This is a genomic window from Chryseobacterium angstadtii, from assembly GCF_001045465.1.
GTDB classification, from domain to species: Bacteria; Bacteroidota; Bacteroidia; order Flavobacteriales; family Weeksellaceae; genus Chryseobacterium; species Chryseobacterium angstadtii.
Window position 1 is genome coordinate 186,722 of sequence record NZ_LFND01000007.1, and the last position, 12,734, is coordinate 199,455.

At 38.2% G+C, this 12,734-nt stretch carries 8 protein-coding genes; all 8 read left to right on the forward strand.

From position 1 onward, the window contains the following. Positions 1–51 precede the first annotated feature (51 nt). The 8 genes from ACM46_RS19825 to ACM46_RS19860 all read left to right on the forward strand — a co-directional run bounded on the left by ACM46_RS19825 (position 52) and on the right by ACM46_RS19860 (position 12,732). Positions 52–1,140, forward strand: coding sequence for a glycoside hydrolase family 99 protein (locus tag ACM46_RS19825; RefSeq protein WP_048508423.1), 1,089 nt, complete (start codon positions 52–54; stop codon positions 1,138–1,140). Between the two features lie 266 nt (positions 1,141–1,406). Then, a complete protein-coding gene (locus ACM46_RS19830) occupies positions 1,407–3,176 on the forward strand; it encodes a ComEC/Rec2 family competence protein (protein WP_048508424.1) in 1,770 nt (589 codons plus the stop codon). A gap of 142 nt (positions 3,177–3,318) precedes the next feature. Next, positions 3,319–3,981 (forward strand): succinate dehydrogenase cytochrome b subunit, encoded by a 663-nt coding sequence (locus ACM46_RS19835; RefSeq protein WP_048508425.1) that lies wholly within the window; start codon positions 3,319–3,321, stop codon positions 3,979–3,981. Positions 3,982–3,996: 15 nt separating this feature from the next. Then, a complete protein-coding gene (locus tag ACM46_RS19840) occupies positions 3,997–6,009 on the forward strand; it encodes a fumarate reductase/succinate dehydrogenase flavoprotein subunit (protein ID WP_048508426.1) in 2,013 nt (670 codons plus the stop codon). 24 nt (positions 6,010–6,033) lie between these two features. Beyond that, a complete protein-coding gene (locus ACM46_RS19845) occupies positions 6,034–6,801 on the forward strand; it encodes a succinate dehydrogenase/fumarate reductase iron-sulfur subunit (RefSeq protein ID WP_048508427.1) in 768 nt (255 codons plus the stop codon). Positions 6,802–7,118: 317 nt separating this feature from the next. Beyond that, entirely contained in the window at positions 7,119–8,645 is a 1,527-nt protein-coding gene (locus ACM46_RS19850) for a TlpA family protein disulfide reductase (RefSeq protein ID WP_048508428.1), read from the forward strand. A gap of 166 nt (positions 8,646–8,811) precedes the next feature. Beyond that, positions 8,812–10,221, forward strand: coding sequence for a 23S rRNA (uracil(1939)-C(5))-methyltransferase RlmD (gene rlmD, locus ACM46_RS19855; protein WP_048508429.1), 1,410 nt, complete (start codon positions 8,812–8,814; stop codon positions 10,219–10,221). 36 nt (positions 10,222–10,257) lie between these two features. Continuing rightward, a complete protein-coding gene (locus ACM46_RS19860; RefSeq protein WP_083997473.1) occupies positions 10,258–12,732 on the forward strand; it encodes a zinc-dependent metalloprotease in 2,475 nt (824 codons plus the stop codon). Positions 12,733–12,734 lie beyond the last annotated feature (2 nt).

Consider the following 12,734-nt stretch of genomic DNA (forward strand, 5'->3'; position numbering starts at 1 on the left):
TTCCAATTGATTTAATGCTGACGGGTTTTGTAGATTTAAATTTTTATTAAAATGAATTTTAAAAGCTTACTCATATTCATTCTTTTGACGGGTATTTCCCTGAAAAGTTTTGCTCAATCCAATAAATCCCGTGATCAGGTTCAGATTTTCTACTACGGATGGTATGCAAACCCAAAAGTAGATGGAAAGTATGACCATTGGAATCACAAGATCCTGCCTCACTGGAGTAATCCGAAATGGAACAACTTGGGACATTACAAAGGAGGAGATGATATCGGAGCGAATTTCTACCCCGAACTTGGAAATTACAGTTCCAACGATCCTGAAATCATCAGAAAACATATGAAGATGATGAAAGATTCCGGTGTGGGAGTCGTTATTCTAAGCTGGTTGGGGAAAGATTCCTTTGTAGATAAAAGCATTACCCGATATCTGGATATGGCAGATCAGTTCGGTTTGAAGGTAGCCTTTCACATAGAACCCTTTTATAAGAGTGTAGACGAGCTCAGAGAGCAGCTTTCTTATCTTGTTAAAACCTATTCCAGGCATCATGCTTTCTATAAAAAGAACGGGAAACCTTTATATTATGTATACGATAGTTATAAGATTTCTCCGCAGGAATGGTCTGAACTGCTTTCCAAAAATGGAACAAAAACCGTCCGTAATACGGAATTAGACGGGTTTTATATCGGATTGTGGGTGGAGAAGGAGCATTCAGCTTTTTTTGAAACCTCCGGATTTGATGGCTTCTATACCTATTTTGCCAGCGAAGGTTTTGTCTTCGGAAGTACGGTTTCCAACTGGAATTACCTTTCCCAATATGCCAAAGATCATCAACTTATTTTCATTCCGTGTGTGGGACCCGGATATTCAGATACCAGGATAAGACCGTGGAACGAAGCCAATTTCAAAAGTCGGGAAAATGGGAAATACTATGAAAATATGTTTAAGGCCGCTGAAAAAGTACATCCTGATTTTATTGGGATCACTTCTTTTAATGAATGGCACGAAGGAACTCAGATAGAACCGGCAATTCCAAAAAAAGCAGGTGATTTCAAATATGAAGACTATGGTAAAGATCCCTGGTTGTATATTAAAGAAACAAAAAGACTGACCGATCAGTTTCTGAAAGGAAAGTAAATGAGTACTACTTGACTTTATTTTCTTTAATACTGTTTTGAATTTAAAAATTTAATCAAATAAAAGCTGCAACTGCAGATAATTTACCCATACCAAAAAGCTGTCCGATCGGGGCGGCTTATTTTTTTTGTCTGAATGAGATTTTGTAGTAAATAATCAGGCTCCTTGTTAGTAAATTAGAGGGGAAATACATTCTGATTCTGCAAAATCCGTGTTATTCAGGAATCCAATAAATCAATACTTTTTAAGCGTCATAAAAGCACTCATTGAATCAGCAGCCTCTTCTTATTCTGGCCGTATGTTTTATCCTCGGAATATTTTTTCAGGATCAGCTAATGCTGGGTAAAGTTGGCGTTGGGATAATTGCGGCAGGTTGTTTTTTGATTCTTCTGTTGTACTTTTTCCATTCCTATTTTTTACATCAGATAAAGACCGTTTTATTAGGCTTACTATTTTTCGGAACCGGAATCGTTCTTCATTTCTTTAATACTTTTTCCTTTACAGAACTTCCGGCTTCCCGAAATGAAACAATAGTCTTTAAAATTTCAAAGAAATTAAATTCTACAGAAAAGAATAAAAAATATGAAGCCTTTGTTGAGGTTGACGGGAAAAGCTTTAATTCAGTCCTCTACATCCCAAAAACAGGTAAGGAACTCGATTTTAATCATTACTACAAAGCACAGGCTTATATTTCAAAACCGAAGTCGCCGCAATATGATTTTCAGTTTAATTATGCGGGATATTTAAAAAGAAAAGGAATTGAATACCAATGCTATCTGTCAAAAGAAATCTCTTCAGCAACAAGAAATGATTTGAATGTAAGTGAACGGATTCAGCAACAGAGATTTGAAATCCTTCAAAAAATAGATAAAACCCAAATGTCTCCGAAGACCAGAGAGTTTTTAAAAGGAATTATCCTGGCAGACAGAACAGAAACGGATGCAGGAACGGTACAGGATTTCAACCGTTCGGGGATGGTGCATCTGCTGGCGATCTCGGGAACGCATATCGTAGTGATTTTCGGAATGTTTTATTTTGTTTTGACCAGATTCTGCCCTCTTTGGTTTAGAAAATATGCAGTTATTTCCTGTATTTCCCAGATCTGGTTCTTTGCTGCATTTATAGGCTTTGGAAATTCTGTAGTGCGCTCCTGCATTATGCTTACGGTGTATTTTGTCTATGTACTTCTTCAGAGAAAACCGGATTTGCTCCATTCTTTGTCACTTTCGGCCATGATTATTCTGATTGCAGATACCTGGCAGATCTTCGATGTGGGGTTTCAGCTCAGCTTTCTTGCGGTTTTGGGGATTTTCTGGCTGAATCAACCTCTTTTAAAGTATTTTCCTAAACAGGATGGCTACTTCAAAAAGCTGCTTTTCAATGCGGTTACCATATCACTTTCGGCGCAGCTGGCCACACTTCCTTTGGTTCTTTACTATTTCCACCAGTTTTCGTTGGTTTCTATTCCGGCCAATATATTGATCGTGCCTTTTTCAGAGCTTATTATTGTGTTTTCGTTTTTAATGACGATTCTTATTGCATTGCGGATGGATTTTGGTTTTATTCAGATGATCTATGATACTTCAATTCAGATGCTGCTGAAACTGATACATTGGTTTGCAGAATCGGATCTGCTGTTTTTTTCCAATATCCCGATGAATTTGGTTGAGGTTTTTATTGCATTGGCCATAGTTTATGAGTTGAGGCCGTCACTTTTGAAATTCAGCTTAAAAAATTCAATGAAACTGGCAAAAATTATGGTATTATTTTTTATCGTCAGAACAGGTTTTTCTGTTTTTGAAAATCAGAGACAGGAGATTCTTATCCATGATTTTGGAGTGAATAAAGTGTTGTCTGTAAAGGTAGGAAATAGAGCTGTTTTCTGGGTTGCAGAAAATTCTGACAGAAAGAAGCTAGTGAGTTTTGTAACAGCTCCTTATTGCTCTTCAAGACGCGTTCGGAAGGTAGAAATAAAGACTTTCCCTAACATGGTACAAAAAGCAATTTATAATGGTAAAATATATGATTTGAAATAATAAACGGTGTTTTATATTATGGCCTTACAATGCCCGCTGGATTCTTATTTAGAAAGATTACAAACTGGCTAATTGTGAGATTTCTCACTTCCCGATATTGTTAACATTTCTTAATTTTGTGGAAATTCAAATTTAAACTTATATGGCAGGTTTAACGAGTTCTACGATAGGTAGAAAATATGCGATGGCATTATCAGCTCTATTTTTGCTGATCTTTCTTATACTGCATTTGACGACCAATTTGTTATCAGTTCTCAATCGTGATGCATTCAACACAGCATCAGATTTCATGGGCTATAATCCTTTTGTGCAGTTCTTAATGCAGCCTGTTCTTGGTTTTGCAGTTCTTTTCCATTTTATTATGGGGTTTGTTCTGGAAATTAAGAACAACAAAGCGCGTCCGGTAAAGTACGCTTCAAACAACCCTTCTGTGAACTCTTCATGGATGTCCAGAAATATGATTATTTCAGGAGCAGTTGTTTTGGCTTTCCTTGCGCTTCACTTATATGATTTCTGGCTTCACGAAATCAATTACAAGTATGTAGAAGGATTGGCTCCTGATGCAGAACGTTTCTGGCCGGAGTTACATGAGAAGTTTGCAGATCTTTGGAGAGTTGCTTTATATGTGATCTCTTTTGTTTTGCTTGGACTGCATTTGGCTCACGGTTTCCAATCTTCATTCCAGTCTATTGGAGCAAGACACCCGAAATATACTCCGGTAATTAAAGCTTTTGGAAAATGGTATTCCATCCTTATTCCTGCAGGTTTTATTTTTATTGCAATTTTTCACTTCGTAACTCAATAATATCAATATACCAATATGAGTAAATTAGATTCAAAAATTCCGGCTGGTCCTTTAAAGGATAAATGGAAGCATCATAAAGACCATATGAACCTTGTTGCACCAAACAACAGAGATAAGATTGATATTATTGTTGTAGGGACAGGTTTGGCAGGAGGTTCTGCGGCAGCTACTTTAGCTGAGCAGGGATACAATGTAAAAGCATTCTGCTACCAGGATTCTCCAAGAAGAGCGCACTCTATTGCAGCGCAGGGAGGGATCAATGCCGCTAAAAACTATCAGGGTGACGGTGACTCTACTTACAGATTATTCTATGACACCATCAAAGGAGGTGACTACAGAGCAAGAGAGGCCAACGTTTACAGATTGGCGGAAGTTTCTGCTAATATTATTGACCAGTGTGTTTCGCAAGGTGTTCCGTTCGGTAGAGATTACGGCGGTCAGCTGGACAACCGTTCATTCGGTGGGGTTCAGGTAAAAAGAACATTCTACGCAAAAGGACAGACAGGTCAGCAGTTGTTGCTGGGTGCCTATTCTGCAATGAGCCGTCAGATCGGTAAAGGAAGAATCAAGATGTACAACCGTCATGAAATGCTAGACCTTGTTATCGTAGATGGAAAAGCAAGAGGAATTATCGCAAGAAACCTGGTAACAGGTGAAATCGAAAGACATTCTGCTCACGCGGTAGTTATTGCTTCAGGAGGATACGGAAACGTATATTTCCTTTCTACCAATGCAATGGGGTCCAACGTTTCTGCAGCCTGGAAAATCCACAAAAAAGGAGCGTATTTCGCAAACCCTTGTTATGTACAGATTCACCCGACTTGTATTCCGGTTCACGGAACACAGCAGTCTAAACTGACTTTGATGTCTGAGTCACTAAGAAACTCCGGAAGAATCTGGGTTCCTAAGAAAATTGAAGATTCAGTAGCGATCAGAGAAGGGAAACTGAGACCTGAAAATATTAAAGAAGAAGATAGAGATTATTATTTGGAGAGAAGATATCCGGCATTCGGAAACCTGGTACCAAGAGACGTTGCGTCCAGAGCAGGTAAAGAAAGATGTGATGCAGGTTTCGGAATCGAAAATAATGATACTAAAGAAGGGGTTTACCTGGATTTCTCCACAGAAATTATCAAAAAAGGTAAAGAAGCCGCTATCGAAAAACATATTCACAATCCTACAGATCAGCAGATTTATGATTTAGGAAAAGCTTGGGTTGAGGAGAAATACGGTAACTTATTCGTTATGTACGAAAAAATTACTGCCGATGATCCTTACAAAACTCCAATGAAGATTTATCCTGCAGTACACTACACAATGGGTGGTGTTTGGGTAGATTACAACCTGCAGTCTACAATCCCTGGATGTTTCGTAATTGGTGAAGCTAACTTCTCTGATCACGGAGCGAACAGATTAGGGGCTTCTGCATTGATGCAAGGTTTGGCAGACGGATACTTCGTACTTCCTTACACTATTGCAGATTATCTTTCTGCAGACATCAGAACAGGTGCAATTCCTACGGCTTCCGGTGAATTTGATCAGGCTGAAAAAGGAATTAAAGATAAAATTGATTTCTTCTTAAATAATAAAGGAACTCATTCAGTAGATCATTTCCACAAAAAATTAGGACACATCATGTGGAATAAGGTGGGAATGGGAAGAACTCCTGAAGGATTGAAAGAAGCTATCGCTGAAATCGCTCAGGTGAAAAAAGAATTCTGGGCAGATGTGAAAGTTCCCGGTGATGCTGAAGGAATGAACACCGAACTTGAAAAGGCGTTCAGAGTTGCAGATTTTATCGAGCTTGGACAATTGATGGCCATTGACGCATTACACAGAAACGAATCTTGTGGTGGACACTTCAGAGAAGATCATGCTACTCCTGAAGGTGAGGCTGAAAGAGATGATGTTAACTTTAAATATGTAGGAGCCTGGGAATATCAAACAGATGATATCAATACAGAAGTTCTGCACAAAGAAGACTTGATCTACGAAAACATTGAAGTTAAAGCAAGAAGTTACAAATAATCTCCAACCTATAAATAAATAATTATGAGTGCAAAAAAAGGCCTTCATCTTACCCTAAAAATTTGGAGACAAAAAAATAGCAAAACTAAAGGTCAGTTCGAGACCTACAAAATATCAGACGTTTCTACAGATTCTTCTTTCCTGGAAATGTTGGATATTTTGAACGAAAACATCATCAACGAAGGAAAAGAGCCTATCGCTTTCGATCACGACTGTCGTGAAGGAATCTGCGGGATGTGTTCTCTTTACATCAATGGTAGAGCACACGGTCCGGATACCGGAATTACAACGTGTCAGCTTCACATGAGAATGTTCAAAGACGGTGAAACCATCGTTATTGAACCTTGGAGAAGTGCCGCTTTCCCTGTGATTAAAGACTTGATGGTAGACAGAAGCGCATTCGACAGAGTAATGGCTGCAGGTGGTTTCATTTCCGTGAACACTTCAGGAAATACTTTGGATGCTAATGCCATTCTGGTTCCTAAAGAAGATGCAGACAAAGCAATGGATGCTGCTGCATGTATCGGATGTGGAGCTTGTGTAGCTACATGTAAAAACGGTTCTGCCATGTTATTCGTTGGAGCTAAAGTTTCTCAGTATGCTCTTCTGCCTCAGGGTAGAGTGGAAGCAAGCAGAAGAGTTCTGAACATGGTGAAAGCTATGGACGAAGAAGGATTCGGAAACTGTTCGAATACTGGAGCATGTGAAGTGGAATGTCCGAAAGGAATTTCTCTTGAAAACATTGCCAGAATGAACAGAGAGTACATGGCTGCTATGCTGGACAAAGGATAAAATCTATTCAAAATACATCAAAAATCGTCTTCATTATGGAGACGATTTTTTTTATGTGTGGTATCAGGCTGTTAAAATTTGTTAAGTTGTTGATTGAATAAGACATTCTTTATTTAATAAGTCTATATTTGGTGAACACTTTTTGAGAAAAGACCGATAATCCTCATTCATAGATTTTTATCTACAACTGAAAATCTGTACCGGTAAAACGGCTTCAACAGCCCTTTTCATAGGATTTCATAAAATTTTCAAAAAAAATAAATAGTGTTAATCAACAAGCCGTAAAAAACGTATTTTTGTGTAATATTAAAATTGAAATGAAAAAATATCTTTTATTGTTTATCATCACAGCATTTGTGATGTCTTGTTCAAAAAAAGTTGAAGTAAAAGGAAAAATTGCTGGAAGTTCACCGCTCGAAAGAATTGAATTTGTTGAAGCTTCTGGAGTGGCAACCCTTCCACTTGTAAATATTGGTTTAGATAAAAATGGAAACTTTACAGGAAGTTTCGATGCTCCTAAAGACGGAATGTATGTAATCAACTATGCAGGAAAGCAGAATCTGATTTATCTTGAAGGTGGACAGAAGTTGAACATTTCCGGAAATGCAATGACTTTCCCTAACGAATTTGTAGTGACAGGAGATGCTAAGAAGAATAATGATTTCCTTCAGGGTTCCCAGAAATTCTTAGGAGAATACGGAAGCAAAATCAATGTTCAGCAGCTGATGTCAGGTGACGAAAAAACGTTCCTGAAAGGCGCACAGAAAATTGAAGCAGACATCAACAAAAATGTTGAAGAACTTGCTAAGAAAAACAACCCTGGAAAAGGAATTATAGAATGGAAAAAGAATGATGTGAAAGTAACCATTCTGAACCTTCTTGCCAATTACGAAATGTCTCAGCGTCAGATGTCCGGAAATCCTTCATTCAAAGTTTCCAAAGCTTTCAAGGATTACGAAACCAAGCTGGAAGGAGATAAAGACATGATGGTAAAAACAATTCCGTTATACAGACAGTATCTGCTTGTAAAACTGAGCCCGGATTTCCAAAAATATGCAGAAGCAAAAGCGAAAGGAAAAACAGATATCATCACTTCCGAAATTTTTGCACAGTTCCTGAAAGACAGAAAAGAACTGTCTCAGACTGCTAAAGATTATCTATTGGCATTTGTGGTAGCTCAGGATATTCATCCGGGTGCACCAGCAAAAAATACAGAGAAAATCACAAAAATTATCGATACAGATATTAAAGATGCTGCCATTAAAGCAGATATCGTTAAAATGCAGTTAGCAATCAATGGTCTTAAAGTAGGAGAACTTGCTCCGGAAGCAGCATTGGTAAAAGCAGACGGTAAATCTTATAAGCTTTCTGAAAACAAAGGAAAACCATATATGCTGTTCTTCTACGCATCTTGGAATCCTTACATCAGTGAAGCTACGGTTCCTGTACTGAAAGAAGTTGTGAATTTCTATAAATCTAAAATGAACTTCGTTTTTGTAAACGTAGACGATACAAAAGATCAGTTCGTAAAAACAAGTTCTGCATTATTAAAAGGAATTCCTGGAACGAATGTTTACGGTGAAAAAGGTCTTGAATCAGATATCGCTAAAAAATATGGCGTTTACGGATTCAAATTACCTTGCTTCGTCATCGTTGATAAAGACGGTAAAATTGCCAGCAGATCTTTTGTAAACTTAGGAGAGCAGGAAGTAGTAACCGTTCTGGATAAACTTACAGGTCTTTCTGCACCGAAAGTAGAACAACAACCTATGCAGTTGCAACCGGGAATGACTGTTGACCCTTCAGGACAGCCTGTAAATCCTCAGCCAGCCCCAACTAAATAATAAACTTTAACATAGATGGAAACCTTATCTTCGGATAAGGTTTTTTTTATTGTATTTTTGCAGATTGAAACCGGAAATTTTTTCGGTTCATATTAGAAAAATAGAAATAGAGTTTGGGGTGAGGCCGGAGGGCTTTATCCTACATTAAAAGAATTTGAGTTTACGGATGAGAAAGAAGAAAAAAGATATCATTCTTGAAAATATTAAGTTATTTGGTGCAGGAGCGAAAGGCGTTGCCATTGGAAAAACCGAAGAAGGGAAAACCGTACTTATTTCCGGAGCTGTTCCGGGAGATGTGGTGAATGCCAGAGTAAAAAAATCCAAGTCCAAATATTACGAAGCGGAAACCGTAGAAGTGGTAGAGCCTTCACCGTACAGAGTAGATCCTAAATGTGTTCATTTCGGAACATGCGGAGGATGCAAATGGCAGAATATGAGCTATGAGAAACAGCTCGATTTCAAGCAGGAAGAGGTATACAATAATATCAAAAGAATCGGAGGAATCGATGATTTTGAAACCATCTCAATTTTAGGCGCCGAAGAGCAGTATTTCTACAGAAACAAAATGGAGTTTTCTTTCTCAAACGCGAGATGGCTTACCCAGTATGAAATAAGCTCCGAAGAAAACTTTGGTAGCAAAGACGCTTTAGGATTCCATATTCCGGGAATGTGGAGCAAGATCTTAGACCTTAAAGAATGTTTCCTTCAGGAGGATCCGTCCAATGCCATCCGTTTGGCGGTGAAAAAATTTGGAGTAGACAACGGATTTGATTTCTTTGATGTAAGAAATCAGGAAGGGTTTTTGAGAACTCTGATGATGAGACAGAACTCTAAAGGAGAATGGATGGTTTTATTCCAGCTGTACAGAGAAGAAAAAGAAAACAGAGAAAAATTATTCCAGTTTTTACTTGAAAAGTTTCCGCAGATTAAAACATTGGTATACGCTATCAATTCAAAGCAAAATGATTCCATTTATGATCTGGATATCAATATTTATTTCGGAGAAGGATTCCTGATGGAAGAAATGGACGGATTGAAATTTAAAATCGGACCGAAATCATTCTTCCAGACCAATTATAAACAGGCATTGGAGCTGTACAGAAAAACCCTTGAATTTGCCGATTTAAAAGGTGATGAAGTAGTGTATGACTTGTACACCGGAACCGGAACCATTGCCCAGTATGTGGCGAGAAATGCCAAGCAGGTGATCGGAATAGAATCTGTTCAGGAAGCCATAGATGCAGCCATTGAACATGCTGAATTAAACGGTCTTACCAATACAACATTCTATTGCGGAGACATGAAAAACGTCTTTAATGATGAATTCCTTGAAAATCACCCTAAAGCAGACGTTTTAATTACCGACCCGCCAAGAGACGGAATGCACCAGAAAGTGGTAGAGCAAATTCTGAAACTGGCACCGGAAAGAGTAGTGTATGTAAGCTGTAATTCGGCTACCCAGGCCAGAGATCTTGCTTTGATGAAAGACCATTATACCCTCGTGAAGATATTGCCGGTAGATATGTTCCCGCAAACTCACCACGTTGAAAATATAGCATTACTCATCAAAAAATAATTACTTACATTTGAAGATACTAATCTGAAAATTTAAATGAAAAAAGTGAAAAACCTTGGTGCTGCATTCCTGTTAGTTGCTTTAACATTCAGTCACAACGGATTGAAAGGGCAGGAAAAAGACTCTACGGCAGTAAAAACGGATACCGCAAAAGTAAAAACGGATGATCCCAAGAAAAAACCTGTTATAAAACCTTACAAAGAGATTATTACAGACAAAGCCGTTTCAGATCAGGGCGTTTTCACAGTTCATAAAATTGAAGATAAATACTACTTCGAAATTTCTGACAGAATGCTGAAAAAGGAATTTCTTTTAGTAACAAGACTTACAAAAGCCGCTGCAGGCATGAGATCCGGAAGTACGGGATATGCAGGAGACCAGATCGGTCAGCAGGTAGTGGCTTTTGAAAAAGGTCCTAAAGACAAAATTCTTTTGAGAGCCATTTCTTTTGTAGATTATGCAAAAGATTCCACTTCGGACATGTACAATTCTGTGATCAGAAATAATGTACAGCCTATTATCAAAGCTTTTGACGTAAAAACTTACGGGGATAATAAGAAGTCCTCAGTTATTGACGTTACAGATCTTCTGAATTCCGATAATGAAACAGTTTCTTTTTCTGTGACGAATAAAGATGCTTTCAAGGTAGGAGCTTTCCAGAAAGATATGTCATTTGTGAATTTTGTGAAATCTTTTCCTAATAATATAGAAATAAATACCACCAAAACTTTCGCACGTACTTTAGGAAAACCGTTGCCGGGAGCTACTCCTGCCAATACACCTAAAATAAGTGGAAATTATACCGTAGAAATTAACGCTTCATTTGTTCTTCTTCCCGAAAATAAAATGCAGGCCCGATACTTCGATCCGAGAGTAGGCTATTTCACAGTAGGCTACACCGATTTTGACCTGGATCCGCAAGGCGTAAAAAAGATTTCTTTGGTTAAAAGATGGAGATTGGAACCCAAGCCTCAGGACCTTGAAAAATATAAAAAAGGAGAACTGGTAGAACCTGCGAAACCTATCGTATTTTATATTGACCCCGCTACACCCAAAAAATGGATTCCATATCTGATTCAGGGAGTGAACGATTGGCAGAAAGCTTTTGAAAAAGCAGGTTTCAAAAATGCCATTTACGCAAAAGTTCCCGATTCCAAAACAGATACGGAATGGAGCCTTGAAGACGCAAGATTCTCCGCCATTGTATATAAACCTTCAGATGTTCCGAATGCTTCAGGACCCTCCATCTCAGATCCGAGAACAGGGGAAATTCTGGAAAGTCATATCAACTGGTATCATAATGTGATGTTACTTTTGAGAAACTGGTATTTTGTTCAGGCTTCACCCAATGACGAGCGGGCAAGAAAAATGAAGTTCGATGATCAATTAATGGGTGAGCTGATCCGTTTTGTTTCTTCTCATGAAGTAGGGCATACTTTAGGGTTGAGACACAATTTTGGTTCCAGTTCTACAGTGCCTGTTGAAAAATTGAGAGATAAAAAATGGCTTGAGAAAAACGGCCATACACCATCCATCATGGATTATGCCAGATTCAATTATGTTGCACAGCCGGAAGATCATATAGGAGACTCGGGAATCATGCCGAGAATAGGAGATTACGATGACTGGGCAATTGAATGGGGATACAAAAGATTTTATCAGTACAACACTCCTGATTCAGAAAAAGAATACCTGAATAAATGGGTCATTAAAAACCTGAAAAACGAAAGACTTTGGTTCGGAACAGAATCCAATCCACTTGATCCAAGATCCCAGAGTGAGCAGGTAGGAGACAATGCAATGATTGCCGGTACCTACGGAATTAAAAACCTGAAAAGGATTTTGGATAATCTTGAAAAATGGACGGAAACTCCCAACGAAGACTATGATAATCTGGGAATCATGTATGATCAGGTAATCGGACAGTTCAGGAGATATGCCGGACATGTTTCCAAATATATCGGAGGCCAGATGGAAACGCCTAAAACAGCAGAACAATCCGGTCCGGTATATGAAGTTGTTGCTAAAAAAGATCAGCAGGAAGCCATGAGGTTTTTAGAAGAAAATATTTTTACAACTCCACAATGGCTTATTAAAAAAGAAATCTTTGAGAAAACAGGAAAGACTCCGGTAAAAACAATTGAAGATATCCAAAATGGAGTTCTTTCAAGAATTCTGAGCCCGATGGTTTTGCAGAATATGTCTCAGATGGAAGCCATAGATCAGAATACCTATACATTGGTTGATCTGTTTTCTGACCTTAATAATTCCATCATTAAAAAAGCCAGTTCGGATGTATACGGAAGAAGCCTGCAAAGAAATTATGTGGATAACATGATTAAACTTATTGATGCCAAAAATCCGGATAGATCTGATGTTTCTGCCATTGTAAGAGGAAATTTGATTACCATTAAAAAAGATCTTTTAGCAAAAGCAGATACCAATACCGTGAACAAATACCACTATGAAGAACTTGCTTTCAGAATTGAGAAAGCCTTAGACCCAAAATAAAA

Excerpts from the sequence above, each read along its gene's own strand:
- rlmD (WP_048508429.1), top strand. The coding sequence starts at position 8,812 with ATGAGAAAGAAGAAAAAAGATATCATTCTTGAAAATATTAAGTTATTT.
- ACM46_RS19850 (WP_048508428.1), top strand. The coding sequence starts at position 7,119 with ATGAAAAAATATCTTTTATTGTTTATCATCACAGCATTTGTGATGTCT.
- ACM46_RS19825 (WP_048508423.1), top strand. The coding sequence starts at position 52 with ATGAATTTTAAAAGCTTACTCATATTCATTCTTTTGACGGGTATTTCC.
- ACM46_RS19845 (WP_048508427.1), top strand. The coding sequence starts at position 6,034 with ATGAGTGCAAAAAAAGGCCTTCATCTTACCCTAAAAATTTGGAGACAA.
- ACM46_RS19835 (WP_048508425.1), top strand. The coding sequence starts at position 3,319 with ATGGCAGGTTTAACGAGTTCTACGATAGGTAGAAAATATGCGATGGCA.
- ACM46_RS19840 (WP_048508426.1), top strand. The coding sequence starts at position 3,997 with ATGAGTAAATTAGATTCAAAAATTCCGGCTGGTCCTTTAAAGGATAAA.
- ACM46_RS19860 (WP_083997473.1), top strand. The coding sequence starts at position 10,258 with ATGAAAAAAGTGAAAAACCTTGGTGCTGCATTCCTGTTAGTTGCTTTA.